This is a genomic window from Arenibacter sp. S6351L (assembly GCF_023016025.1).
GTDB lineage: Bacteria > Bacteroidota > Bacteroidia > Flavobacteriales > Flavobacteriaceae > Arenibacter > Arenibacter algicola_B.
Genome location: NZ_JALKBB010000002.1, coordinates 145,627 through 172,124 on the forward strand (window position 1 = coordinate 145,627; position 26,498 = coordinate 172,124).

A 26,498-nucleotide genomic window follows, 5' to 3' on the forward strand; every position below is an offset into this window, starting at 1 on the left:
CCCAAGTCTTTAGGCAATGGAGAACAAAGAGGAATTTTTAGAATTCGCTATTTCCAAGTTTTTGAAATTTGGAAGTAAACGATTTACCTTGGATGACCTCGCCCATGAAATGGGCATCTCAAAGAAAACGATCTACCAGTATTTTTCAAGCAAGGAAGAAATTGTACTGGAAAGTCTCAAATACCTATTGACCAAAGTACAGAATGAAATAACAGAGGCAATAGAAAAAGAAAAAACCAACCCTATTCAAGGAATCATTGCTATTTATAGGATAGGGTTGGATAATCTTAAAAAGTTTAGTCCGTCATTTTTATTGGGACTACAAAAATACTATCCCAGAGCCAACGAACTTTTCAATGAATTTAGGGCAAACGCAATACATGATTGTGTTCTTGAGCTATTGCAACAAGCCCAAATCAATGGCGAGATCAGAAAGAATGTGAATTTGGCACTTACCTCCCATATATATTTAAACCGATTGGAATACGTGCTTTTTTCAAGCAACAATCTCTTTGACCAATACAGCAGTTCGGAACTTTTGGAACATCTGGTCATAAACAATCTAAGAGGTATAGCAACCCAGAGTTATGCCCCCAACCTATCTTAGTTTATATCCCTTTGCTGCCCACCAAGAGTTAATTTCTATCGCCAAGCGTCCTGACTTGACCATGGGGTCCATATTGGCGAGACTATCTGCCATTTCTTGGGTCGGCACATTGTAGATGGTAATACCACGTATATCCCCATTATCACCAAAAGGACCGGAAATATCGGCATAGCCCTGCTCGTACATACTCCCCAAATGCGCCAAATGTAAGGCCTGTAGACTATCTGCCTCTGCCTTGGATTGGGAGCGATTTGGACCACTCTTTAAAAAGGCAATAAAATATTGCTGCATCAAGATGGTATCCTTGGACTTTTCATCTATATAATAAAAAGTTTGAAATCCTTGGTCTTCCAAATGCTTCTTCAATTGGGCCACGGAAAGCTCTGGTTCAGCAAGTTGCTGGTCCATTTTTACACTTGGCACCTCTCCCCAATCCTTACAGGAAAATAACTGCCCAAATAATAAAATAGCCCATAACAAGCTTATTTTTTCCATGTCTTAAAAGGGTTTTTACTCAGCTGTGAATTGTAATATTTGACATCTGCAGTCACCTCATTACCCAGCCATTGGGGCTTTGAAAAGTCCTCATCTTCATGTTCCAATTCAATTTCTGCTATTATCAATCCCGAATTATCACCAAAGAATTCATCCACCTCAAAAATATGTTTCCCTACCTCAATATAATATCTCTGCTTATCTATTACCCCGGGCTCGGACAATTTAATCAAGGCATCCGCCTCCTTAACGGATATTTCCTTTTCCCACTCAAAACGTGTAGTGCCATTGTGGTTACCTTTTCCCTTCACGGTTATATATCCCTTGTCTCCCTTGATCCTTACCCTTACCGTTCGTAAGGGATCCGTATTTAAAAAACCTTGTACAATTCTTTCCTTTTGAACAGCGTCTGATTTGAAAGCTTCCGACTTCACTAAAAATTTACGCTCTATTTCTATCATTTATACTAGTTGGTTACTGATGTATTAAAATGGCTATGGTATATCTTTTTAATTTCGTCCGATTGAATTTTGACCTGGTCATAACTATTATTGGCCAACCATACCATGGCACCCGCAATGACTTCTGGATCAATAGACCTAAATTTTTCCAAGGGTCCAACCAGAACAAAATTAAGAATTTTCATAAACTGCTTGGCCAGCCATTCCCCCATTCGTTGCTCCTCCCGCTTACCACCTATTAACGAGGGTTGTAAAATGTAGGTGTTAGGGATGCCACACTTTAAAACAGCTTCTTCCATTTCCCCTTTTATCCTGTTATAGTTAACGCCGCTTTTGGAATTGGCTCCCATAGCCGAGATGACAAGGAAGGTTTCAATACCATTTATACGGCTAATTTTGGCCGCCGAAACCGGTATTCCAAAATCTATCCTTTTATACATTTCCGTATCGGGGGTTTTTGCTTTGGTCGTACCAATACAACAAAAAACTTCATCTGCCAGAAAATTGGTCTTATAAGTCTCCAAATCTAAGAGGTCTACAATATGTTCCTCCAATTTTGGGTGGGTAAATCCAATACTGCTCCTTGAAAAGAGCCTAATTTTTATATAGCGTTCATCCTTGAGCAACATCTGCAATAAATTCCCTCCCGTTAAGCCGGTAGCACCCAGTACAATCGCCGTTTTCTCCTGTAACTTAATTTGTCCCTTGCCCATTATAGGATGTTTAACATTTTAGGTGGGGCCTTATAGCGCCAACTTGTTATAAATTTACGGTATGAAATTGGATTTCCCACAACGAAAAATAATCCATGTGGACATGGACGCGTTTTACGCCTCCGTGGAACAAATGGATAACCCTGCTTTAAAGGGGAAGCCTTTGGCCGTTGGTGGGGCCGAAAAAAGGGGTGTGGTTTCTGCCGCCAGTTATGAGGCCAGGAAATTTGGGGTCCGCAGCGCTATGAGTGGCTACTTGGCCAAAAGGAACTGTCCCGACTTAATATTTGTACCCCCACGTTTTGACCGTTACAAGGAGATTTCCCTTAAAATTAGAAGCATATTTTTCGATTATACAGATTTGGTGGAACCGCTGTCATTGGACGAGGCCTATTTGGACGTTACTACCAACAAAAAGGGCAATCCCTCGGCTTCCCTTATCGCAGAGGAGATTAGACAGCGTATTTTTGACGAAGTTGGCCTTACCGCATCGGCAGGAATATCCATCAATAAATTCCTCGCCAAGGTTGCCAGTGACTACAACAAGCCCAATGGTCAAAAAACAGTTAATCCAGAAGAAGTAATATCCTTTTTGGAAGACTTGGAAATAAGGAAATTCTATGGTGTGGGGAAGGTTACGGCGGACAAAATGTATCATCTCGGTATTTTTACGGGTAAAGATCTTAAGCAGAAATCAGCTGAATTTCTAAGGGAAAATTTTGGTAAAAGCGGCGATTACTACTACCATGTGGTAAGAGGAATTCACACCAGTGAGGTAAAGCCCAATAGGATCCCAAAATCGGTGGGAGCAGAACGTACTTTCGATGAAAACCTGAGCAGTGAGATCTTTATGCTACAAAGATTGGATAACATTGCCACAGAACTGGAAAAGCGCCTAAAAAAATCAAAGATATCAGGGAAAACGGTAACCTTGAAAATAAAATATAGCGATTTCACCTTACAAACACGAAGTAAGACCCTACCCTATTATATAGCCGATAAATCCTTGATATTGGAAACCACCAAGGAACTGCTCTACCAAGAAAAATTGGAAAATTCTGTGCGTCTACTGGGGATATCGCTATCCAATCTAAATACGGAAAAAAATGAACCCTTGGAACAAAAGGTGCTTACCGTACAACTAAAATTCGACTTGTGACGATAAAAAAAGACCTGTCCGGTTTAAAAATCCAGACAGGCCCTTTATATATATATTCGGTAATCCGTTTCTAAAAATTACAGCTTTCTATTTGTGAGACGCGCAAGGTATTCACCATACCCTTATCCTTTATAGGCATCGCGGCCAAACTTATCAACATGTCCCCTACCTCTAAAAACCCTTTCTGACACGCCATTTTATTGACATCATCGATAGTTTCATCCGTAGACACATATTTATCGTAATAAAAGGCCTTTACTCCCCATAACAAATTAAGCTGTGTAAGGATTCTTTTATTGGAGGTAAATACCAATATGTGGGCCTTTGGTCTCCATGCAGATATTTGGAAAGCCGTATATCCACTGTTGGTCAAGGTAGAAATGGCCTTGGCCTTAATTTCATTGGCCATATTGGCGGCATGGTAACAAATGGATTTGGTAATATATCTGTTTGTCCTAACCTGTGGTGGTTCGTGCGGCACTTTAATTAGTTCTGAGTTCTCTACACTTTCCAGGATACTGGCCATTTTTTGTATAACTTGAACAGGATAATTTCCAACAGAAGTCTCTCCTGAAAGCATTACGGCATCCGCCCCATCCATTACCGAGTTGGCCACATCGTTCACCTCTGCACGTGTAGGGGTAAGACTTGTAATCATTGTTTCCATCATCTGGGTAGCAATAATTACTGGTATTCTGGCTTTTTTGGCCCTTAACACCAATTGTTTTTGAATAAGTGGAACTTCCTGTGCCGGAACTTCAACTCCCAAATCACCTCTTGCAACCATTAATCCGTCGCAATACGCCACAATCTTATCGATGTTTTCTACTGCTTCCGGCTTTTCAATTTTTGCAATGATTGGAATTTTATGTTCGGAATGTTCCTTGATAATATTCTGTAGGTCTATTAGATCCTGACTAAATCTCACAAAGGAAAGTGCTATCCAATCCACATCTTGTGATATTGCAAAAATGGCATCCTTAATATCCTTTTCTGTTAGTGCGGGCAAAGAGATGTTGGTGTTTGGCAAGTTCACCCCTTTTTTGGACTTCAAAGGTCCGCCTTGGATCACTTTTGCCTTAACTTCATCCTTGGAATTGGTTGAAATTACCTCGAACATTAACTTTCCATCATCCAACAAGATGCGCTCACCTGCTTTTACATCTTTAGGAAAATTGGCGTAGTTCATATACACTTTCTCCGCATTTCCTTCAAAAGGCTTACCGGTAACAAATGTTATTTCGTCTCCCGGGGCAACTACCACTTCACCTGCCATTACTCCGACCCTTAATTTTGGTCCTTGTAAATCTGCAAGAATAGAAGTGTAAGTACCCAATTCCTCATTCAAATCACGAATCATCTGTATGCGTTCTGCAACATCCTTATAATCGGCATGGGAAAAGTTTATCCTAAAGACATCCACTCCAGCCTCAATCATGTCCTTAAGAACACTCTTCGTACTAGTAGCTGGTCCTAGGGTCGCTACTATTTTTGTCTTTTTATTTATTGGCATTATTTTAAAATATTAAATTATTTTTAGATTTTAGTTTACTTGCATCCACTAAATAGGCCGTTATGACCTTTGGGATAGTTAGTACAGACTTCAAAATATTTTCTTCCACGTCCAATTCGTCGTGTTCTATCTTTAAAAAGTAGTCCACATCCCTATATTCAGGAACCAAATGATATTTTGTGAATGTTGGCTGGTCCTGGAATAGATTTCCTATACCTAATACTTCTTCCTTTACATCATTATTGCTAACAAATGTGTAATAGCGATCATTTACTTCGTCTCTCCAATCAAAAATTGGGAAAGAGCCGTTTTGCGATAAATCCAAATCGTTCACAGACCTCTTCAACTTCGTTTTAAGACAAGAATTAAGTGCGTATACCAGCATAAAATCTTCTATACTGCTGTGCAAAGCGATTAAAGTAAAAGTTTCTTCATAAAAATCTTCCGAAATTTTGTGTATCGCTGCCATACTTTCCGTGAAAGGCGTAAATATAGGATTAATAACGAAACTAGCCTATCCATTCCACTTATAAAACGTTGTTCAGACTACGAAAACGTTGGAGTTTAGTAAATTTTTAGAACAGTATGGCAATTGTCCAGTTTTACATCCAAATTTTAACAATAACCCTTTAATTTAAGGATTTTCAATCATTGGATTTATCCATTTTGTCCTGTAAGGCAAAATAGGCCCTCTTGGAGGCCCGTTCTTCAGCCTTCTTTTTAGAAGTAGCCCTAGCTTTGGCCACAATTTTGCCCCCAATGGACAATTTTACGGCAAAATGCTTAATAACATCATTTCCTGTGTCCTCGTAAACATCGTAATTAAAGGATTTTTTTTGTTTTTGGCACCACTCTATTACCAAGCTTTTATAGCTTATAACCTTACCCTCCAATTGTTCTATATCCACATAGGGATCTATAATTCTCTTGTTTATAAACTTTTCGCAGAATTTATAACCTCTATCCAGATATATGGCGCCTACCAAGGCTTCAAAAACATTTCCGTGTATATTGTCACCAAAGCGCGATTTAGGGATTCTACTCTCCACAAAATCGATTAGTTTAAGATCCTTCCCCAACTCATTGAGGTGTTCCCTACTTACTATTTTAGATCTCATTTTGGTGAGATATCCCTCATCCCCATCCGGAACCTTACTATATAAGTGCTTGGAGATTATGGTCCCCAACATGGCATCCCCCAAAAATTCCAGACGCTCATAATTCATTGGGAAGCCTGCTTTATCCTTTCTATTGGCAGAGCGATGCACGAACGCTTTTTGATAAACTTCCAGGTTTTTAGGCTTAAAACCTAAAATTTTTTTCATTCCCAAAAAAAAATCCCCATCCTTTTTTGAATGGGAATTAAATAAATTGGAAAAAGCGTTCATATTATGAATTAGCTAATTTTTTTAAATATCACACATGCATTATGTCCCCCAAATCCAAAAGTATTGCTCAGAGCAACATTTACCTCTCTTTTTTGCGCCTTGTTAAGGGTCAGGTTTAATTTAGGGTCAATATTTTCATCTACCGTTGTATGGTTTATGGTCGGAGGCACCAAACTATGTTCCATTGCCAAAATAGAGGCTATGGCCTCAATGGCACCAGCTGCACCCAAAAGATGCCCTGTCATTGATTTAGTGGAATTTATATTTATATCCTTGGCATGGTCGCCAAAAACCTTACTGATGGCTTTTAATTCGGCAACATCGCCTAAAGGAGTAGAAGTACCATGAGTATTAATGGCATCCACATCCTCGGGTTTTAATCCGGCATCCTTTAAACAATTCTCCATTACCCGAACAACTCCAATTCCGTCAGGGTGGGGTGCCGTCATATGATATGCATCACTGGACAAGCCACCGCCTGCAACTTCGGCATATATTTTAGCTCCTCTTGCCACGGCATGCTCATATTCTTCAAGTATCAAAGAACCAGCTCCTTCTCCAAGAACAAATCCGTCCCTGGTGGCATCAAATGGTCTAGAAGCCGTCTCTGGACTTTCATTACGTGTAGAAAGTGCGTGCATAGCTCCAAAACCTCCCATTCCGGCTATGGTAACCGCTGCTTCACTACCACCAGTAACTACAACATCACAGTACCCCAAACGAATAGTGTTCAAGGCATCAATAATAGCATTGGCAGAAGATGCACAAGCAGAAACCGTTGTATAATTGGGGCCCATAAAACCGTGCTTTATGGAAATATTCCCAGGCGCGATATCTGCGATCATTTTGGGAATAAAGAATGGATTAAACCTTGGGGTACCGTCGCCTGCTGCAAAATTTAAAACTTCGTTCTGAAAAGTTTCCAATCCACCAATACCAGCTCCCCAAATTACTCCAACCCTAAATTTGTCTATCTTATCAAGATCCAATCCTGAATCTTTAATGGCCTCATCAGAAGAAATTAAAGCATATTGGGCAAACCTGTCCAACTTTCTGGCTTCCTTTCTATCAAAATAATCTTCTGCATTATAGTTTTTTAATTCGCATGCAAACTTTACTTTAAACTTCTCCGTATCATAATAAGTAATGGGTGCAGAACCACTTTTTCCGCTCTTTAAACCTTCCCAATACTCTTCAATATTATTGCCAATAGGTGTCAAAGCACCTAGACCAGTAACTACAACTCGCTTTAATTGCATTGAACTAAATTTTTGTTTAACTTAATAAGTTAGGTGTAAATTAAAAAAAATTATCCATGCAGCGTCTTTACCACATGGATAATTTTGAAACTTGTTCAAGAAATCATAAAATTACTTGGCTTCTTCTATATAACTTATAGCTTGACCAACTGTAGCAATGTTTTCTGCTTGATCGTCCGGAATTTGAATATCAAATTCTTTTTCGAACTCCATTATCAACTCAACAGTATCCAATGAATCTGCCCCTAGGTCGTTGGTAAAGCTAGCTTCGGTTACAACTTCGTTCTCATCTACACCTAATTTATCTACGATGATAGCTTTTACTCTTGATGCAATGTCTGACATAATAATATCGGTTTTAAAAATTTAAATTGATGGCAAAAATAAAAAACTTTGGTTTAATAACACTATTTGTCGTTAAAATGTGATGTAATTTAATAAAATTAAATACAAGAGTGCTATTTTAGCCCAAAATAATTTTCTGTCCTAACCCCAAAATAATACATGAAAAGGATTGTCCTATTTGCTTCCGGCTCTGGTTCCAACGTTGAAAACATAGAACACTATTTTCGCGAAAATCCTGAGGTCTCCATTAGCTGTGTACTATCCAACAAAAGGGACGCCAAAGTTTTTGAAAGATGTAACCGGTTAAATTTGAATGCCTTATATTTCAATAAACATTCGTTTTATGGTTCGGACTGCGTTTTAAATATACTTAAATCCCTAAATCCGGACCTTATTGTTTTGGCAGGATTTCTCTGGAAAATTCCAGATAACCTTATTAGCAGCTATCCCAATAAAATTATTAATATTCATCCCGCATTGCTCCCCAAATACGGCGGCAAAGGAATGTACGGGATGCACGTTCATGAAGCGGTAAAAAACAATAATGAGGCGGAAACAGGAATAACCATTCATTTTGTAAACGAGAATTATGACGAAGGAGCCATAATTAAGCAGGCAAAAGTTGATTTGAACCCAATTGACACACCCGAAATGATAGCGGAAAAGGTCCATCATCTGGAATATGAACATTTCCCTAAGGTGATAGAACAGGTTTTAATGGGGACATAATGGCCAAAAAAGAAAAATTCTATACCGTTTGGAAGGGAAGTCGACCAGGAATATACACCAGCTGGAAAGACTGTAAAGCAGCCATCACCAACTACAAGGGGGCACAATATAAATCTTTCCCAACATTCGAGGCTGCAAAAAAGGCATATAACGGCAATTATGATGATTATAAGGGCAAAAAAATTGCTTCCTCTACACTCAGCAAGGAGCAAATAAGTAAAATAGGCGAGCCCAATTATAATTCCATTTCGGTAGATGCCGCCTCCAGTGGCAATCCTGGTATCATGGAATACAGAGGGGTGGATACCAAAACCAAAAAAGAGCTTTTTAAACAGGGACCATTTAAGCAAGGCACCAATAATATTGGTGAGTTTTTGGCCTTGGTACATGGACTGGCCTTTTTAAAGCAGCAGAATAGCGACAGAATAATATATACGGATTCCAAAACGGCCATGAGTTGGGTCCGAAAAAAAAGCTGTAACTCCAAATTGCCCGAGACCCCAGAAAACAAAGTGGTTTTCGATTTGGTAAGGCGCGCCATTACCTGGTTGGAAAAAAACAACTACACCACAACTATAGTGAAATGGGAAACCAAGGCCTGGGGCGAAATTCCTGCAGATTTTGGCAGAAAATAGTGATATCATCATTTTTTAAAATTTGATTTCCAATGCTGTGGAATTGGCAGTTCAAAAACCTATCTTTGCAGCAAATTTCGAAATTTAATGGGCAAACTTTTAATCGTAGGAACCGTTGCATTTGACGCTATAGAAACCCCTTTCGGCAAAACCGATAAAATTTTGGGAGGGGCAGCCACCTTTATTAGTTTGGCAGCTTCCCAGTTTAGAGTAAAATCTGCTATTGTTTCAGTTGTGGGCGAAGATTTCCCCCAAGACTATTTGGATCTTTTGACTGAAAAGAATATTGATATTTCCGGCTTACAAGTCATTAAAGGAGGCAAAACATTCTTTTGGAGCGGCAAATATCACAACGATCTTAATTCCAGGGATACCTTATCGACCGAATTGAACGTACTTGCCGACTTTGCTCCGGTAGTTCCCAATAATTTTAAGGACGCGGACGTATTAATGTTGGGGAATTTGCACCCAGATACACAACTGAGTGTAATTAATCAGATGGAAAAACGACCAAAACTAATAGTACTTGATACCATGAACTTTTGGATGGACCATGCCCTTGAGGAGCTAAAGGAAGTTGTAAAACATATAGATGTGATCACCATTAACGATGAAGAGGCCAGACAATTGACCGGAGAGCACTCCTTGGTAAAGGCTGCGGAGAAAATACACTTAATGGGCCCTAAATTTGTGGTAATAAAAAAAGGGGAACACGGAGCGCTGTTGTTTCACAAATCCAAGGTGTTTTTTGCACCAGCGTTGCCATTAGAGGAAGTTTTTGATCCAACAGGTGCAGGTGATACCTTTGCAGGCGGCTTTTCCGGATATTTAGCGGAATCCGAAAACATAAGTTTTAACAACCTAAAGAGTGCGGTTATACACGGCTCCAATTTAGCCTCATTTTGTGTTGAACGTTTTGGCACTGAGAGAATGGAAAAATTAGAAAAGAAAGAGGTCAACGACAGGTTGCTCCAATTTAAGGAGCTTACCCAGTTTGATATTGAATTACAATAAATATGTGCCCTAATTTTACAGGGCATTTTTAATTTAAAGTTACCATGAGCGACGCTATAAAGCATGAATGTGGAATTTCCCTGATTCGGTTATTGAAGCCGTTGGAATATTATCAAGAAAAGTACGGTTCTGCCTTTTACGGGGTAAACAAGATGTACTTGATGATGGAAAAACAGCATAACCGTGGCCAGGATGGTGCCGGGTTTGCCAGTATTAAATTAGATATGGAGGCCGGCGAGCGGTATATGAGTCGGGTGCGATCCATAGACCAACAGCCTATACAGGACATTTTTGCCCAAATAAATGACCGTATAAACACTTCATTTAAAGAAAATCCAGAATACATAAACGACGTAGCCAAACAAAAAAAACACATTCCTTATATAGGGGAAGTACTTTTGGGACACGTGCGTTACGGAACTTTTGGCAAAAACAGTATAGAGAGTGTACATCCCTTTTTAAGACAAAATAATTGGATGCACCGAAACTTGATCGTTGCCGGAAATTTTAACATGACCAATGTTAATGAACTTTTCGACAATTTGATTCAAATAGGGCAACACCCCAAGGAAAAGGCAGATACCGTAACGGTAATGGAGAAGATTGGACATTTCTTGGATGATGCAGTAGCCCAGCTTTATAAGGATATTAAAAAAGAAGGTTTCAATAAAAGGGAAGCTTCCCCAATAATTGCTGAAAGATTAAATGTTGCCAAAATTTTAAGAAGAGCGGCCAAAAATTTTGACGGTGGCTATGCCATGGCAGGTATGTTGGGGCATGGTGATTCCTTTGTTCTTAGAGACCCTGCAGGGATTAGACCTGCGTATTACTATAAAGACGATGAGATTGCCGTAGTTGCATCTGAAAGACCAGCAATACAGACGGTATTCAACGTTAACTTCGACGATGTTAAGGAATTGGATCCTGGGCACGCGATTATCATTAAAAAGAATGGCAAGGTTAAAATCAAGAAAATTTTAGAACCTACCGAAAGAAAAGCCTGTTCTTTTGAACGTATTTATTTCTCCAGAGGAAGTGACAAGGAAATCTATCAGGAAAGGAAAATGTTGGGAAAACTACTTTTCCCACTGATCCTGAAATCAATAGATGACGATATAAAAAATACCGTATTCTCCTATATTCCCAATACTGCTGAAACCTCCTTTTTTGGAATGGTGATCGCGGCACAGAATTACATGAACAAGAAGAAAGAAGAACAGATACTTTCTATTGGTAGAAAAATAACTCGGGAAGAACTACATGAGATTCTGGAAGTAAGGCCTAGGATAGAGAAAGTGGCCATAAAAGATGCCAAACTCAGAACCTTTATAACGCAGGACAGCAGTAGGGATGATTTGGTGGCACACGTCTATGATATCTCCTATGGATCTGTGAAGGAAAATGACAATTTGGTAATCATAGATGATAGTATAGTTAGAGGGACCACCCTTCAAAAGAGTATTCTAAGAATTTTGGACCGACTATTGCCGAAAAAAATTATAGTTGTCTCTTCCGCACCTCAAATCCGATATCCTGACTGCTATGGAATAGATATGGCAAAACTGGAAGATTTCATTGCATTTAAGGCCGCTTTGGCCCTTCATGAAGAAAGGAACTCAATGCACCTTGTAGAGGAAATCTACAAAAAGTGCCTGCAACAAACCTCTACACATGATTCCGAGGTGGTAAATTACGTTAAGGAATTCTATGCCCCTTTTACGGCAGATGAGATTTCCGATAAAATTGGGCAATTATTAAGTCCGCCGGATATTAAAGCGAAAGTTCAGGTGATTTATCAAAATATTGAAAACTTACATGAAGCCTGTCCTAAAAACTTGGGAGATTGGTACTTTACCGGCAATTATCCCACGCCAGGAGGTAACAGGGTAGTAAACAGGGCGTTTATAAACTTTTTCGAGGGAAAGAACGAACGGGCATATTAAACATTTCATCGATGAAGGGTAGGTTTTTATGCACTTCATCGATGAAATACACTCTTTAACGTCTTTTTGATCAAAAACCTGCTGTGCACATGTACTTTAGTAGTGCCATAGCATAAGTAGGTTAAGTTCATGGTAAGATTTGGGGCAAAAAAGGTGGAGACTTCTCCACCTTTTTTATTGGACCTAATCCAGCCTTTTGGATCTCGCTGCATTACATCCTGTATAAACAACTGTTTATCGGGTAAGAAGTATTTCAACTTATTAAAAAGACGTTCATCTAAAACCTTTTTTCCACAGCCTACAATACTATACTTTTGGAGGACCATAGCATAAGTAGGTTAAGTTCATGGTAAGATTTGGGGAAAAAGGTAGAGCTATGCTCTGCCTTTTTATTTTTAACCAAATCTGTGATGGGATTAAGGAACAGAATTCCCTAAGACCAATTGAGTTTTACTGGAAGGTGCACATGTTGCAACAGAAAGAATTTTCGCTAAACGTGTTTGCCCTTCTCCCATCCATATTTTTCCAGATACTGCTTGCCACTCTCTATAGCATCCTCCTCCAAACTAGTAGCCATGGTATCGTTCCAGCGATTTAAAAAGCCGAACAAAGAAATAACCCCCAACATTTCCACTATCTCTCCTTCATCCCAATACTTATATAAGGCTTTCTTTATTTTTGGATTCATGGTATTGGGTACCTGGGAAGCCGCCAAAGCAAAATCCAAGGCCGCTCGTTCGGCTTCTGAGAATGCAGAATGGGTCCTGTATTCCCAAATATTATCCAATTGTTCCTGCTCTGCCCCATAACGTTCTGCCGCCCTTATGGCATGTGCCTGGCAATAGCGACAACCAGTGGCATTACTACTTACCCAGGCCATCATTCTTTTCAAAGCCGAGCTCACCCTTCCTTCATTCGCCATCACCGCCATATTCAGATTAATAAACGCCTTGGAAATAGCTGGCCGGTGCTGCATTGTCAATACCGAATTGGGACAGAAACCCAAAGTTTCATTAAAAAATTCAGCCAACTTTTTGGTCGCTGAATCATGATCGGCATCTAAAGGGTTTACAAGGGACATGATTTGTGAATTATGCGTATTTTTGACCTATACAAGTAACGAAAAAAATACCTTCATGACAAATCAAATCACTACCAAATGGCTTGGTAATATGGCCTTTGAAAGCAACAATCCTTCCGGAAACAACTTAATTATAGATGTAGCCCCTGAAAACGGGGGAGAAGGCATGGGGTATAGACCAAAAGCCCTTATGCTTACCGCTTTGGCCGGTTGCTCTGGTCTGGATGTTGCCTCTCTTATTAAAAAAATGAAACTGGAGGTCGAAGAATTTAGAATAGAGACTATTGCCAACCTAACCGAGGAGGACCCCAAATATTATGACAAGGTATTGATAGAATATCATTTTTCAGGCGATAACCTCAACGAAAAAAAGTTACAGAGAGCGGTTGACCTTTCAGTGGAAAAATATTGTGGGGTAATGGAAATGTTCCGTCAATTCTCAACCTTGGAGATTAAGACTTATTTTAATAAATAATAGTTTCCCTTCCACTTTTTACTATGATCCAAAGATTTTTATTTCTATTAGCTAGTTTTATATTTTTACAACAAAACCTACATGCCCAGGCTACAGAAAATATAATATCCCACAACCAGGAAACCATTGTTACCGATCCGTCAAAAGGCGAGAATAGCTATAAGAACTGGGTCGTTTTTCCTCCCCAGAACAAGGAAATTCGTCAGATATTCTTAAATCTTACCTTTGAATGCCCAGACAATATGCGTTGTGCGGATTGGGATTATGTTGACCATATTAAAGTGAGACAAAAGAACGACTCCGTCAACTATGAAATTGCCAGAATGCTCACACCCTATGGTGGTAGATTTCAGGAAGACTGGCGATTTGATTGGAAAGTTGATATTTCTGATTTTAGTCCCATTCTAAGGGATAGCCTCGAAGTAGATTATATACATACAGGCTACGAAGACAATAAGACCCGCGGATGGAAGGTTACCGTAGATTTTGAAATAACTTATGGAAAACCCGTTGCCGAGCCACTTGCCATACATAAAATTTACGATGGTAATTACAGTTATGGGGATAAAACAGATCCCATTGAAGATTACCTGGCACCTGTGACTTTAGCCGCCAATACCCAATCCAACTTTGGAAAGATAAAAATTCATCAGACAGGACATGGAATGGACGCTAATGGCTGTGGGGAATTCTGTGACAAATACCGGGAAATACTGCATAACGGAAAAGTTATCCATAAAAAACAGTTGTGGATGGAATGCGGAGATAACCCTTTATATCCACAAGCCGGGACCTGGATCTTTGACCGTGCCAATTGGTGCCCTGGTTATTTACTGCAACCGGATGAAGTGAGCTTTGACATTAATGCAGGACAAAAATTTACCATTGACCTTAATATGGAACCCTATGAAACGGAAAAGCCCAGTGCAAAGGAACTTCTAGTGGCCTATGTACTGGAATATGGTAAGATAAACTCCGAAAATGACGTCACTTTATTGGATATCATATCCCCTTCCAATGAAAAAATCCATAGTAGAAAAAATGAAACGGGAGCCTTGGCAGTTATCAGGATAAAGAATAATGGCAAGGACAACTTGAAATCTTTTGTAGTCAGTTATTACCTGGAGGGACAAAAACCGAAAAAATTTAGTTGGAACGGGAATCTCCCATTTGGAGAAACGGCACTGTTAACATTGCCCGAAGAAATATTTAGTGAAAAAGATTCCTCTCGTTTTTACGTGGAGTTAAAAAGACCCAATGGTAAAAAAGACGGATACAGCGGGGATAATTCCAAAACCTCGGTCTATACCAGTCCAAATATATTACCGGAATCCACTATTGTTTACTTTAAGACCAATAATAAGCCCGGTCAAAATGAATACTCAGTTACCGATAGTTACGGAAAGCAGATATTTATTAGAGACAGTGTAGATCTTAAACCCAATACCGCCTATATGGATACCCTTAAACTTAAAGAGGGCAACTATACTTTTAGGGTACAAGATACAGGAGGGGATGGACTTGAGTTTTGGTTCAAGGCAAAAGACGGCAATGGTAGCGTTAAACTTTTGGACACCTTAGGACAGGCCATAAAACATTTTAATTCCGACTTTGGGAGCCATATTATTTATAACTTTAGGGTAAAACCTGGAGTTGCCTATCATTTGGACAACGAACCGTCTATAAACATGTTCCCAGCCAGAACCGAGGGCCCGGTAACATTGGATTATTTTGCCAACGACGAAAAAGATGTGGAGGTCATTATTACACAGCAGGAAGATGAGACTAAAATAGTGGAAACCCATACCTACTTAAATTTCAAAAGGGGTATTTTGACATATGACCTTTCCTATTTGCCCAAAATGCGCTACTATCTCAAAGTTGTTATTGACGGCAAAGAAGTATTTAAAAATAGAATAAGGCTAAAGGAGTAATTACCATGCGATGGACCATTAAACCAAAACCCGAACAACCGCAAATAGATGCTTTGGCAGCCATGTTAAATGTGGAGGATTTGGTTGCACAATTATTATTGCAGCGTGGCATAGCCAACTACGAAGACGCCAAAAGATTTTTTAGACCACAGCTTTACCATCTTCATGATCCCTTTTTAATGAAAGATATGGACAAGGCCGTGGAACGAATTGAAATGGCCATTGCACAGCAAGAAAACATATTGATTTTTGGGGACTACGACGTGGATGGCACTACTGCCGTAGCCTTGGTATCCTCCTATTTGGAAAGTTCCTACCCCAACGTAGCCACCTATATCCCAGATCGCTACAAAGAAGGCTATGGGGTTTCCTTTCAAGGAATAGATTTTGCCGAGGACAACGGGTTTTCCTTAATCATTGCCTTGGATTGTGGAGTAAAGGCCATTGACAAGGTTGAATATGCCAAGGAGAAAGGTATCGACTTTATTATATGTGATCACCATAGACCCGGGAATACATTGCCCGATGCAGTAGCCGTTTTGGATCCGAAAAGAGTGGATTGTTCCTATCCATATGACGAACTCTGTGGCTGTGGGGTGGGGTTTAAATTGATTCAGGCACTAGGGAGCAAAAAGGGGCAAACCACTGAAGATTTAGTTCCTTATTTGGATCTGGTGGCTACGGCCATAGGTGCAGATATAGTGCCCATTACCGGAGAAAATAGGGTGCTGGCCTTTTGGGGGCTCCAAGTGATCAACCAAGATCCAAGAGCCGGATTCAAGGCCATCATCAATCAGATAAAAAAACAAGTCCTTACCATTACCGATGTGGTCTTTATAATTGCTCCGCGAATTAATGCTGCAGGGCGTATGGAACATGGGCAACACGCCGTTAACCTGTTAAAGGAAACCGATTTGGAACGGGCGGAATTTTTTGCTGCCGAAATAGAGAAATACAACACGGACCGCAGAAATCTGGACCAGATCATTGCCCAAGAGGCATTATTGCAGATCCAAGAAAACAAGGAAGAGGAAGGCTTTACCTCGGTCGTATATAATGAAACTTGGCATAAGGGAGTGATAGGAATTGTGGCCTCCCGTCTCATAGAAACCTATTATAGACCCACTTTGGTTTTTACAAAGAGCGGCAATAAATTAGCAGCTTCCGCCAGATCCATCAAAGGTTTCGATGTATATGAGGCCTTGGAGGGGTGTTCGGATACCATTGAGCAATTTGGCGGGCATATGTATGCCGCCGGACTTACCTTACTTGAAGAAAACTACGAGGCCTTTAAATCCAAATTTGAGGAAGTAGTTGCCAATACTATGGATCCAAATCTGATGTCTCCTGAAATTATGGTAGATGCCATAATTGGCCTAGATCAAATTACGCCAAAGTTAATGCGCATTATTAAACAATTTGCCCCTTTTGGCCCTGGAAATATGACTCCTATTTTTATGGTAGAAAATCTCAACGATACCGGCTACGCAAAAGTGGTCGGCCAAGAAGGAAAACATTTAAAATGTAAACTTTTCGACAAAAATAACGGCTCCAAGAGGTCGGCAATTGATGCCATTGGATTTAATTTGGGTAAGTATTTGCCTACAGTATTGAGTAAACCCGTTAGTGCCGTTTTTACACTGGATGAAAACGAATGGCAGGGTAAAATAGCCCTTCAAATGAAGTTAAAGGACCTAAAAGAGCATGATAGTTATCAATTTTAATTTATTGATAACCGTTAAGTATCACAATAAGCCAACTTTAACAGGTCTAAACTACAAATTAAAGTAAGCATTATCTTACTTATTTCTTAGGTAAATAGATTGATTATTATAATTCCGATTTTCATTTGAGATGGTCTACAAAATCTACTACAGATCAGCCCCGGGAAGGCTCATATTTTTTGAGGGACAAGGAGGATCCGTCAAACTCGCCATAGGTAAAATAGGAAATCCAATCCCCTAAATTTACGTAGGTAGCATTTTCATTTAAAGATATTTCCAATGGTAGGTGCCGATGTCCAAAAACAAAATAATCATAGTGCTGCTGCTCCAGTTTTCGCCTGCAATATTGCACCAACCATTCGTTCTCTTCACCTAGAAATTTAATATCCTCATCCCCGGAGATCATTTTGTTCTTCACGGAAAGATATTGGGCCAGTTTAACCCCAAAATCCGGGTGTAGCCAATTGTAAAGCCATTTGGATACCGGGTTGGTGAATACCTTTTTCATACGTTTGTATCCCTTATCCCCAGGGCCCAAACCATCACCGTGTCCAATTAAAAATGACTTTCCGTTTAAAAGAAAGGATTGAGGTTTGTGATATACAGGAATGTTCAACTCCTCTTCAAAATAGCCGTTCATCCATAAATCATGGTTGCCCACAAAATAGTACACCGGAATGCCCGAATCGGTAATTTCCGCCAACTTTCCCAAAGTACGGGTAAAGCCCTTGGGCACTACTGTTTTATATTCGAACCAAAAATCGAAAAGATCCCCAAGGAGAAAAATAGCGGCAGCATCTTCCTTAATAGTATCCAGCCACGCCACGAACTTTTTTTCACGTGGAAAACTAAGGTCCTTGGTAGGAGCTCCCAAATGATTATCACTGGAGAAATAGATTTTTTTACCCGCGGGAACGTCAATAGTTTTCATCCAGGGCCTTTTTAATTATCAGAAGCATACCATTCCGCAAAGGAGGTATCGGTTTCCTGTAGCTTTAAAGAATGTAGGCTGATATTTTTTGGCAACCTGGCCTTAATTCTATCCGCAAAATCCAAAACCATATTTTCACTGGTAGGTTGATAGTTGGCCAATATTACATTATGCCCCCTATCCGTTAGTTCCTGCGCCAATTCCACATGCGGGGTATTTTTATTAAAAACCGTGGCGTGATCAAATTGGTCCACAATTTCTTCCTTCACAATTTTCTTCAAATCCCCGAAATCTATGACCATACCCAATTTTACGTGGGCAACATCGGTAATAGGCCTCCCAATTACGGTTACGGAAAGTTTATAACTGTGGCCATGTACATTTCTACATTTACCATCATAACCGAACAAGGCATGTCCAGTTTCAAAATTAAACTGCTTGGTAATACGAATATTGCCCATATTATTTATTTGGACTGCAAAGGTAATTTATTCTGCGAAACTAATCGTTTAGAACAGGCTGCGTCCAAGCCGATTCGTATTTGATGTCCTCTATTGGGTTTTCCTGAAGTTTTGAAGAAGTTATTTTACTCCTTACAAACAATATATCATCCGTTAGCTCAAAATTGGCAGAACTGCCTTCAACAGTCTTCAACTCCTGTACCTCCGTTTCCCCTTTTAGGCAACCAAGAAAGGTTATGGTATAATTAATACCAGCTTCCGGTTCCACTTCCACCTTTAAAATCTTATTGTCCAAATCCACGGTTTTAAGAGTAACCCCGGTGGTGGAATAAAAATCGCCCTTTTCCATGGCCTCTATCAATGCAGGAGCCGATAAGGTATCAGACTGTACCATCACCCAACCCCTACCGGAATTGCTCCATTTACTGCCCATTTTATGGTAGTTATGGGAATCATCGGTTGCCAATCCATACATAATGGGCTTCTTGGCCGCTAAATAGGATATATTGATCTGATCCCACATTTCCTCTGTAGAAATATGTGTTAAATCCCCCATATTATGCACCATAGGATGACCGTTGTACACTTCAAAAAAGCGCTCTCCATTCAAGGATATCATATCTTCAAGGCTAATACTGTAATAAAAGTTGGGGTGGTTTATATGGGGCATAATCGGAACTCCCGTTTCTTTCCGTTGTTTAAGCACCGCATCCAGATTGTTTTGCATGACTTCGGAGATACTATTTCCTCCCTGGGGATCTATCTTTTCTTGAATATTTGTAGCGTTCATATGAACATGCTTACCCTCGTACCTGTCCGTTATTTCCTCTGAATGAATGACCAAAAATTCTCCCGGTTTTTCAAAAAGGTCCCTATACTCTGCATAAGTCTTTAATTTTACATGCACTTTTCCCGAGTCCGTTTTATGTTCTACCCAATCCTCCCCATAAGTAGACAAATACTTCTCAAAGCTTTTTTGATAAATAGAATCTTCCCTTAGCTGTACCCATTTTTCTTCCATAGAAATGGTATTATGATCCGATAGGGCTATAAATTGATAGTCGTGCGACTTGTACCAATCCAAAATAGTCTCAGGAAACTCGTCCCCATCGCTCCAGAAGGAATGGGTGTGCAGATTCCCTTTGTACCACCTTTTCTTTAAAGCTTCGTTAGTGCTTTTGGTACTATCGCCGCAGCTTCCGATCAAAAAGGTCAAAATCAATACAACAGAGGGTAAAATATGTTTCATTTCTAAGCTTGTTTGGAAATTAATGCTCAAAAGTTAATGAAAATGTATTAAAAATCAGGGAATAAGCTAAAAATCAACCATAATATTACCATTATATAATACATGGTTCTGGACAATTTAGACACACTTAATATACTGTGTAAAACCAATTACATTTTCGTCTATTTTTGTCCGATTTTTAAAACCATACCAAATTGGTAGAACTATTTGAACAACTGGAGTTTAAGGAGAATCCACTTTTTGAAAAAGTGATAGAGGATATCTTGATACAGAAATACAGTATTGTAGACGATTTTTTCTCGCCTGAAGATGTGGCCGAATTACGGGATTCCCTATTGGCCAAATATGAAGAGGACCAGTTTAAAAAAGCAGCTATTGGGAATCGTGTCAACGAATTGATCATAAGGGCGATCCGAGGCGATTTTATTCTATGGATGGATGAAAGCAGTAAGGATGTACTGGAGCAACAATTTTTTTTGAAAATTAATGAATTGGCCAATTATCTGAACAAGACCTGCTTTATGGGAATCCTGTTCAAAGAATTTCACTATGCCATTTATCCTGAAGGTACTTTCTACAAAAGACATTTGGATACCTTTCAAAATGACGATAGACGTAAACTTTCCATGGTCTGTTATTTGAATGAACCAGACTGGATACCCGAAAAAGATGGTGGTGAATTGGTACTATACTTGCCCACAGAACAAGGGGAAGAGGCAAAACATATTACCCCCTTTCCGGGAAGGGTCGTTATTTTTGAAAGTCAGGAATTGGAGCACGAGGTTAAACCTGCCCATCGCGAAAGGCTGAGCATCACCGGGTGGTTAAAGACCAGATAACCGACTTATCTTTTATATTTTCTATTGTTTTTAATTCGATTAACGAAATAAACTACCAATAAAACTAAGGCTAGTAAAGGGAAAACGAAGTTCCCGTTTAAGAACGATAAAATATCCATTATAAAAGTTTAAAAAAATAAAACGGTAAACGGTACCGGTTATTGCTTCTTCACAAAAAATGCCACAATCGCCGAAGTAACGATTCCCATGGTCAATGCGCCAAAAAGACTTTGAAGTATATAGCTTTTCAAATTAAAATAGCTCTCTGCAGCTTCTTGATCCATTTTTCCCGAATCCACCACAAAATTAATAATATTTGTAAAATATTCGGGCGTAATTAAAGTACTGGTGATATATTGAGTTAACGGACTTATTACGGCAATGATTACACTTAAAATAATACCGCTGATAAATCCTTGTTTCCAATTCATTTTTCCATTGTAATCCACTTTTCTTTTGTCCAATAAGGCCAATACGTACACTGCGATAGCTATGATGGCAAAAAAGTTGGTATATATGGCATGCTTTTCAATGAGTACATCGTGCCAGCCCATAGATTTCTCAAAAACCATCCAAAGCAGGGTAGCCAATGCAAATATAATGGCCCATTTAATTTCAATACGGTACTTGCTCATAATCTAGTTATTTTTGAATTTTTCCAATGCTTTCTTAGTTTCTTCGGAAATTGCCAAACGTCCGGTAATTTCTGCCCGGTTGGTCAGTAAAGTGTCCCAATGTCCAGTCCCTTCCCAAAGCACTTTTTTCCATTCCTCCAAGGCTTCTGGATTATAGCTGGCTAATTTTTGCGCGAATATATCCAGTTCCTTGTCCATTACCCCCTGTTTATCAAATACTTTTGAAAACAACCCCTTTTCCTGTGCCCAATAGGCATTTTTCCATTCATTGGGGGAAAGCGACAGTTCCGATAGGGCGGCAACACCCATTTTACGCTGCACCGCTGGTGCAATCACCAAGGGTGCAATGCCTATGGTTAGCTCGGATAAGCGTATGGAGGCTGCCTCAACGGCAAATACGTAATCGCATGCAGATATAATTCCGACTCCACCGCCTACTGCTTTACCTTGCACCCTGCCCACGATTAGCTTTTTACAGGTCCGCATTGCATTGATAAGATGGGCAAATCCGCTAAAGAATATTTTACCATCGGACAAATTGTCCACTTCCAATAATTCATCAAAGGAGGCTCCTGCACAGAAAGCCCTATCCCCTTCAGATTTTAATATAATTACGGATACCTCCCCGTTATTGGATAATTCCCCCAAAGTCTTTGTGAGCCTTTCCAATAGTTCCGATACAAATGAATTACTGGCAGGGTGTCCAAATTCTACTGTGGCAATGCCATTGATGATGCTGGTATATAAACTTCCGTTAGATCGGCTGGTACCCATATTATTATCCTTAGTGGTATTTCAAATTTACACGTTTTGAAGAAGCGGACGAAACTTTCGCCTAAATTTCCATACCAAAGCCCCGCCCCTGATAAACATCCAAATGGTAAATGCGATCCAGATTCCATACAGTCCCCATCCTAGAAATTTACCAAGGAATAGCATAGGAACAAAGCCTAGGAAAGTAGCTACCAATAAAACATTCCTAAGGTATTTCATTTCCCCTAAACCTTTAAAAAGTCCGTCGAAAACAAAGGCGACCATATTCATTGGGATTCCTAGAATAAGGATAAAAAATATAGAATAGAAGGCTTGCAATACCGTTATATCATTGGAAAAAATACGTCCTATAGGCCTATAGAACAGGAAGCCTACTGCAGCAAGTATTAAACTAATCACAAAACCGTACAACATTATTTTTTTTGCCAATTCCCAAAGTCCGTCGTAGTTCTTGGCACCCAATAGCTTACCGCCCATAATATTCCCCGCGGCACCATAGCCATCAATAAAAAAAGCAGAAAAAAGCCACAGGTTTATAGCAATGGTATGTGCCCCTATAAATTTGTCCCCTAAGGCAGTTGCCTCCCTAACCGCCAAAATTAAAGCAATGTTTAAGGCAAGTGCCCTAACAAAAAGGTTTAGGCTCATGACCACCAACCTACCCAATTCCGAGTGTAGGGGGAATTTAAGGGCCAAGCTGATATTTGTTTTAGTAATCAGCAGTACAAATGCCATTAAAGCCATAATACCCTGGGCAATTAAACTGGCCCAGGCCGCCCCTTCCAAATACATAGGGGTAATTATCCCTTCCACGCCATAAACCAAAATAAAATCCAATACTATATTTAAAACAGCCCCCGTGATGGCAATCAACATAGGATAATAGGTATTCTGCAATCCTCTAAAAATACCCATAACGGCAAATACAAATAGGGTTAGGGGAAAACCCCAAACCCTTATGGAATAATAAGAAATACAGAGCTCCAGAATTTTTCCCGAGGCATTGAGCAAAACAAATATTTCCTCCACCACAAAAACAGTGGAAAGGAGAATGACAATACTCAGCAGAATGTTTAGGAAAATGGCTTGTGCCGGCAGCGTTTTAACCCTTTCCAACTTACCTGCACCCAAGTATTGGGAAATTATAGCGGAAATGGCGCTACGGGTCTGACCTAAAATCCAAATCAACATGGACAAAAATGAACCCACTATTCCTGCTGCTGCCAAGGATTCCATCCCATCTTGGGGAATGTTGCCCACTATGGCCGTATCGGTTATGGATAAAATTGGTTCAGCTATACCCGCAATAGTGGCGGGAATGGCAAGGTTATTAATCGTTTTAAAATTAATTGGGCTCTTCAAAAAAGAATATTTTATAAAATTAGCTCATAACAATGAAAGGGAAATTCACTTTGTTTGGGGAAATATATATCCCCAACTGTCTGGTAACCCCGTGCCTGATAAAATCTATTATTGCGGCCATTTTTACTGAAAGTATCAAGCCTTACGGAAATAAACCCGCCTTTACGGGCATAATCCTCTCCAAAATCCATTAATTCCTTGGCATAGCCCTTTTTTTGTTCTTTAGGATGCACTGCCAAGCGGTGAACGTAAATATTTTTTTTATTGGGCGTTAACCAGTTTATGGGACAATATTCTTCATCCATAAGCTTAGACAATACGATTGTTCCAATTATTTCTTCATTTTCCTCCAAAACATAAAGTTCCTTGCGGGCAATATCCTTTTCAAAGGCTTCTTTAGAAGGATAATACTCGTTCCACTGATAAATGCCCTCGTCTATCATGCTTTTTGCGCAGGCCTGCGTAATATTCAGAATATCGGGAATTTCCAATATCTTTGCCAATCGAATCATGCACGGTTGAATTTAATTTGTAAATTTATACTATTCATGAACAATTGAATTATATACAAGGGAAGAATTCTACTATATACGATAACCAAGATGTTTAACTACGCCATGTCTGACCAACAAACAAATAGAAGCGTTTAAAGCAATTAATACTGAACTTATGAAAAATATTCTCGTTCCTATCGGAACCTCTGAAAATGCCCATGAAACCTTACAATATGCGGTTGATTTCGCTACCGAATTTGACTCCAACATTTATGTAATGGAAGTATTTAGTGTAAGTTCCAGTGCCAGCAGTTTGGCCAATATCAGGGAAAAAGTGGACGAACGCACCAAGGAGCACATAAAAGGGGTCATTGACAAAGTAAATGCGAGGAATATTAACATAAAGATAGCCACCTATAACGGTGACATTGTTGATGGACTTAAAGATATTGATCGGGATCTAGGGATTGATCTAATTATTTTGGCGCCTAGAAGTAATGACATTCGAGAGGAATATTATCTAGGAAATACTTCTGGAAAAATAGTAAAACAAACAGATATCCCTACCCTTATTGTGCCAAAAGGGACCGTTTTTAAACCGTTTAAAACAATCTTGACAGCCTTTAAATCTGGGGTATTAAAGCAGAAGAGTATACTATACCCCTTGGTTGAAATCAAGAAAAAATTCGAATCCAAGGTGAGTCTATTGTTCGTAAAAACCCCTGGATACACTAAGGAAGATCTTAAAATAAACATGTCATTAATGGGCCTGAGTTCTGAACTTACCCAATCTGAAAACCCCTCGACCTATTTGGGGGTATTGCAGCATTTTGAGGCAAAACATCCGGACTTATTATGTGTTTTTAGGAGAAAAAGAGGGTTCTTTAAAAAATTATGGGAAAGGAACACCATTCTTAAATCGGAATTTTATGCCCCGGTACCTGTTTTGGTCCTAAGTGTAAAGAAAGACTAAGAAATTTGGAATTAGCTGAAATTGTGCTTTGATTATGTTGGAAAAAGTATTTTCTTTGCGGCAGCCAAATTTGGGGGATTAGCTCAGCTGGCTAGAGCGCTTGCCTGGCAGGCAAGAGGTCACCGGTTCGACTCCGGTATTCTCCACAGATAAAGTCCATAGACGTAATGTTTATGGGCTTTTTTTATTTTAGTTGACAATCAAGTTCATAATTTTAGATCTTATTAAAGAATAGTATATTTATTCTTTGACCAATATTAAAGAGTGTCTAAAATAATAATAAACATTATTATAATGGAAACGAATATTAAAACAATTAAAAATGTTTTAGACAACGCGGAACAAATCTTTCGTGGTATTGAAAGACTTGAAAAAGGGTTTAGGGCCATTTCCGTAGCTTATGATGAGCATTCAGATGATAAGCACTCCTTTAAAAATATTGGTCATTTACAAAGTAACATTACTTACAGGCTATATTCAGCACGGGAGCAATACATGATATATATAGGAGGTATAAAAAGAGCTGAACAAGAAATACTAGAGATGCATAAGCAAAACAAAGAGAAAGGCATCCAAATCGGTAGTCAATCATATACTGAATTCATAAATGAACTTAATCTTTCTTCATATTTCGACAATATTTTATTCAATATTTGTTCTTCATTTGACTACCTAAGTCATATAGTAAGCTATGTACTCTACAAAAATAAAGACAGAACCTTTGATTGGGATAAATTAATAAAAAAACTACATTCGGACGATCGTTTTCAGAAATTAGAAATATCAAATGACTTAGAAAAAGTAAATAGAAGCTTTGTATTTAAATTACAAAAATATAGATCTAGGCTTATTCATACTACTAGGGACAAACACCAATTACATTATAAAATTGATGATAAAATGGAAAATTGCCAGTTGCTATTAATTACCTCCAAAACTACAATTAACCATTTAAAAAGCATTTTGGTTGATAAAAATAGTTCAGAAACTATTGATGAATATTGTTTAAATTATACTATTTCAAAAATCGTCTATGAGACGTTATACAATATGGAATTCCTACTTGACAGCATGTATAACATGATAGTAGTCAATTCTGATTGGCCAAATACATTACAAATAAAAAAAAACTTCTACATAGTAAATCTAAACCCTAAAAATGGAAAATCAGAACCAGTATCAAAAAAACTTTGGAATGAATTCAAAAAAATCGTTTAAACATTTTGGCTTAATGACTATAGTGAAAGCTTACAAAATCCAAATTTGATTCCGACTTAGTTTTAGGTATAATACTATAGACGAAAA

General features: G+C 39.0%; 29 protein-coding genes and 1 tRNA gene. 13 read left to right on the plus strand and 17 right to left on the minus strand.

Annotated elements, in window-relative coordinates:
• The first annotated feature begins 16 nt into the window (after positions 1–16).
• On the plus strand, positions 17–607 hold the full coding sequence (locus MWU82_RS02500) for a TetR/AcrR family transcriptional regulator (RefSeq protein ID WP_247095106.1): 591 nt from the start codon (positions 17–19) through the stop codon (positions 605–607).
• Here the strand turns inward: MWU82_RS02500 and MWU82_RS02505 are convergent.
• From MWU82_RS02505 to MWU82_RS02515, 3 genes are read right to left on the minus strand one after another with little or no spacing between them, the layout of a single operon-like run.
• Positions 599–1,102, minus strand: a complete 504-nt coding sequence (locus MWU82_RS02505; protein ID WP_247095107.1) for a hypothetical protein — start codon at positions 1,100–1,102, stop codon at positions 599–601. The genes MWU82_RS02500 and MWU82_RS02505 overlap by 9 nt on opposite strands.
• Positions 1,090–1,563, minus strand: coding sequence for a CYTH domain-containing protein (locus MWU82_RS02510; RefSeq protein ID WP_215949708.1), 474 nt, complete (start codon positions 1,561–1,563; stop codon positions 1,090–1,092). The genes MWU82_RS02505 and MWU82_RS02510 overlap by 13 nt, the downstream gene beginning before the upstream one ends.
• A gap of 5 nt (positions 1,564–1,568) precedes the next feature.
• Positions 1,569–2,276, minus strand: a complete 708-nt coding sequence (locus MWU82_RS02515; protein ID WP_215949709.1) for an NAD-dependent epimerase/dehydratase family protein — start codon at positions 2,274–2,276, stop codon at positions 1,569–1,571.
• 61 nt (positions 2,277–2,337) lie between these two features.
• Between MWU82_RS02515 and dinB the strand changes: the two genes are divergently transcribed.
• Entirely contained in the window at positions 2,338–3,435 is a 1,098-nt protein-coding gene (gene dinB / locus MWU82_RS02520) for a DNA polymerase IV (protein WP_215949710.1), read from the plus strand.
• Positions 3,436–3,505: 70 nt separating this feature from the next.
• On the opposite strand, the gene pyk is transcribed toward dinB, so the two are convergent.
• From pyk to MWU82_RS02545, 5 genes are all read right to left on the minus strand, one after another.
• Entirely contained in the window at positions 3,506–4,948 is a 1,443-nt protein-coding gene (gene pyk / locus MWU82_RS02525) for a pyruvate kinase (RefSeq protein ID WP_215949711.1), read from the minus strand.
• 4 nt (positions 4,949–4,952) lie between these two features.
• Positions 4,953–5,417, minus strand: coding sequence for an IPExxxVDY family protein (locus MWU82_RS02530; protein ID WP_215949712.1), 465 nt, complete (start codon positions 5,415–5,417; stop codon positions 4,953–4,955).
• Between the two features lie 175 nt (positions 5,418–5,592).
• Entirely contained in the window at positions 5,593–6,336 is a 744-nt protein-coding gene (gene rnc / locus MWU82_RS02535; RefSeq protein ID WP_215949713.1) for a ribonuclease III, read from the minus strand.
• A gap of 8 nt (positions 6,337–6,344) precedes the next feature.
• Positions 6,345–7,595, minus strand: coding sequence for a beta-ketoacyl-ACP synthase II (gene fabF / locus MWU82_RS02540; protein WP_215949714.1), 1,251 nt, complete (start codon positions 7,593–7,595; stop codon positions 6,345–6,347).
• Between the two features lie 111 nt (positions 7,596–7,706).
• On the minus strand, positions 7,707–7,940 hold the full coding sequence (locus MWU82_RS02545; protein WP_008269813.1) for an acyl carrier protein: 234 nt from the start codon (positions 7,938–7,940) through the stop codon (positions 7,707–7,709).
• 159 nt (positions 7,941–8,099) lie between these two features.
• Between MWU82_RS02545 and MWU82_RS02550 the strand changes: the two genes are divergently transcribed.
• The 4 genes from MWU82_RS02550 to MWU82_RS02565 all read left to right on the plus strand — a co-directional run bounded on the left by MWU82_RS02550 (position 8,100) and on the right by MWU82_RS02565 (position 12,261).
• Entirely contained in the window at positions 8,100–8,669 is a 570-nt protein-coding gene (locus MWU82_RS02550) for a phosphoribosylglycinamide formyltransferase (RefSeq protein WP_247095108.1), read from the plus strand.
• Positions 8,669–9,304: a ribonuclease H family protein gene (locus tag MWU82_RS02555; RefSeq protein ID WP_247095109.1), complete on the plus strand. Its 636-nt coding sequence runs from the start codon at positions 8,669–8,671 to the stop codon at positions 9,302–9,304. The genes MWU82_RS02550 and MWU82_RS02555 overlap by 1 nt, the downstream gene beginning before the upstream one ends.
• 87 nt (positions 9,305–9,391) lie before the next feature.
• Complete coding sequence (locus MWU82_RS02560; protein ID WP_247095110.1) at positions 9,392–10,318, plus strand: PfkB family carbohydrate kinase; 927 nt, start codon at positions 9,392–9,394, stop codon at positions 10,316–10,318.
• A gap of 44 nt (positions 10,319–10,362) precedes the next feature.
• Complete coding sequence (locus tag MWU82_RS02565) at positions 10,363–12,261, plus strand: amidophosphoribosyltransferase (protein ID WP_247095111.1); 1,899 nt, start codon at positions 10,363–10,365, stop codon at positions 12,259–12,261.
• Between the two features lie 35 nt (positions 12,262–12,296).
• On the opposite strand, the gene MWU82_RS02570 is transcribed toward MWU82_RS02565, so the two are convergent.
• Positions 12,297–12,587: a hypothetical protein gene (locus MWU82_RS02570; RefSeq protein ID WP_247095112.1), complete on the minus strand. Its 291-nt coding sequence runs from the start codon at positions 12,585–12,587 to the stop codon at positions 12,297–12,299.
• Positions 12,588–12,751: 164 nt separating this feature from the next.
• A complete protein-coding gene (locus tag MWU82_RS02575; RefSeq protein ID WP_215949719.1) occupies positions 12,752–13,342 on the minus strand; it encodes a carboxymuconolactone decarboxylase family protein in 591 nt (196 codons plus the stop codon).
• Positions 13,343–13,397: 55 nt separating this feature from the next.
• On the opposite strand from MWU82_RS02575, the gene MWU82_RS02580 reads away from it, so the two are divergent.
• Genes MWU82_RS02580 through recJ form a run of 3 tightly spaced genes read left to right on the plus strand, consistent with a single transcriptional unit; the run spans position 13,398 to position 17,475 of the window.
• Positions 13,398–13,817, plus strand: a complete 420-nt coding sequence (locus tag MWU82_RS02580; RefSeq protein ID WP_215949720.1) for an OsmC family protein — start codon at positions 13,398–13,400, stop codon at positions 13,815–13,817.
• A gap of 23 nt (positions 13,818–13,840) precedes the next feature.
• Positions 13,841–15,751 carry a peptide-N-glycosidase F-related protein gene (locus tag MWU82_RS02585; RefSeq protein ID WP_247095113.1) on the plus strand — a complete coding sequence of 637 codons (1,911 nt, stop codon included), beginning with the start codon at positions 13,841–13,843 and terminating at the stop codon, positions 15,749–15,751.
• 5 nt (positions 15,752–15,756) lie between these two features.
• Entirely contained in the window at positions 15,757–17,475 is a 1,719-nt protein-coding gene (gene recJ / locus MWU82_RS02590; protein ID WP_247095114.1) for a single-stranded-DNA-specific exonuclease RecJ, read from the plus strand.
• Between the two features lie 154 nt (positions 17,476–17,629).
• Here the strand turns inward: recJ and MWU82_RS02595 are convergent, their stop codons facing one another.
• From MWU82_RS02595 to MWU82_RS02605, 3 genes are read right to left on the minus strand one after another with little or no spacing between them, the layout of a single operon-like run.
• The gene (locus MWU82_RS02595) at positions 17,630–18,397 is read right to left on the minus strand and encodes a UDP-2,3-diacylglucosamine diphosphatase (protein WP_247095221.1); all 768 of its coding nucleotides are present in this window, start codon (positions 18,395–18,397) and stop codon (positions 17,630–17,632) included.
• Positions 18,398–18,417: 20 nt separating this feature from the next.
• Entirely contained in the window at positions 18,418–18,867 is a 450-nt protein-coding gene (locus MWU82_RS02600) for a 6-carboxytetrahydropterin synthase (protein ID WP_215949723.1), read from the minus strand.
• A gap of 40 nt (positions 18,868–18,907) precedes the next feature.
• Positions 18,908–20,116 carry a histidinol-phosphatase gene (locus MWU82_RS02605; protein WP_247095115.1) on the minus strand — a complete coding sequence of 403 codons (1,209 nt, stop codon included), beginning with the start codon at positions 20,114–20,116 and terminating at the stop codon, positions 18,908–18,910.
• Positions 20,117–20,310: 194 nt separating this feature from the next.
• On the opposite strand from MWU82_RS02605, the gene MWU82_RS02610 reads away from it, so the two are divergent.
• Positions 20,311–20,955, plus strand: a complete 645-nt coding sequence (locus MWU82_RS02610; protein WP_247095116.1) for a 2OG-Fe(II) oxygenase — start codon at positions 20,311–20,313, stop codon at positions 20,953–20,955.
• A 158-nt stretch (positions 20,956–21,113) separates the two neighbouring features.
• Here the strand turns inward: MWU82_RS02610 and MWU82_RS02615 are convergent, their stop codons facing one another.
• The 4 genes from MWU82_RS02615 to MWU82_RS02630 are packed head-to-tail and all read right to left on the minus strand — an operon-like array spanning position 21,114 to position 24,238.
• Complete coding sequence (locus MWU82_RS02615) at positions 21,114–21,590, minus strand: DUF4199 domain-containing protein (RefSeq protein WP_215949726.1); 477 nt, start codon at positions 21,588–21,590, stop codon at positions 21,114–21,116.
• Positions 21,591–21,593: 3 nt separating this feature from the next.
• A complete protein-coding gene (locus MWU82_RS02620) occupies positions 21,594–22,364 on the minus strand; it encodes an enoyl-CoA hydratase/isomerase family protein (protein WP_247095117.1) in 771 nt (256 codons plus the stop codon).
• A 27-nt stretch (positions 22,365–22,391) separates the two neighbouring features.
• The gene (locus MWU82_RS02625) at positions 22,392–23,726 is read right to left on the minus strand and encodes an MATE family efflux transporter (RefSeq protein ID WP_247095118.1); all 1,335 of its coding nucleotides are present in this window, start codon (positions 23,724–23,726) and stop codon (positions 22,392–22,394) included.
• Between the two features lie 11 nt (positions 23,727–23,737).
• Positions 23,738–24,238, minus strand: coding sequence for a GNAT family N-acetyltransferase (locus MWU82_RS02630; RefSeq protein WP_247095119.1), 501 nt, complete (start codon positions 24,236–24,238; stop codon positions 23,738–23,740).
• A gap of 157 nt (positions 24,239–24,395) precedes the next feature.
• On the opposite strand from MWU82_RS02630, the gene MWU82_RS02635 reads away from it, so the two are divergent.
• The 3 genes from MWU82_RS02635 to MWU82_RS02645 all read left to right on the plus strand — a co-directional run bounded on the left by MWU82_RS02635 (position 24,396) and on the right by MWU82_RS02645 (position 26,411).
• The gene (locus MWU82_RS02635) at positions 24,396–25,193 is read left to right on the plus strand and encodes a universal stress protein (RefSeq protein WP_247095120.1); all 798 of its coding nucleotides are present in this window, start codon (positions 24,396–24,398) and stop codon (positions 25,191–25,193) included.
• A 72-nt stretch (positions 25,194–25,265) separates the two neighbouring features.
• Positions 25,266–25,339: transfer RNA gene (locus MWU82_RS02640), tRNA-Ala, on the plus strand.
• Between the two features lie 148 nt (positions 25,340–25,487).
• Positions 25,488–26,411, plus strand: a complete 924-nt coding sequence (locus tag MWU82_RS02645) for a hypothetical protein (RefSeq protein ID WP_247095121.1) — start codon at positions 25,488–25,490, stop codon at positions 26,409–26,411.
• The last annotated feature ends 87 nt before the right edge of the window (positions 26,412–26,498 follow it).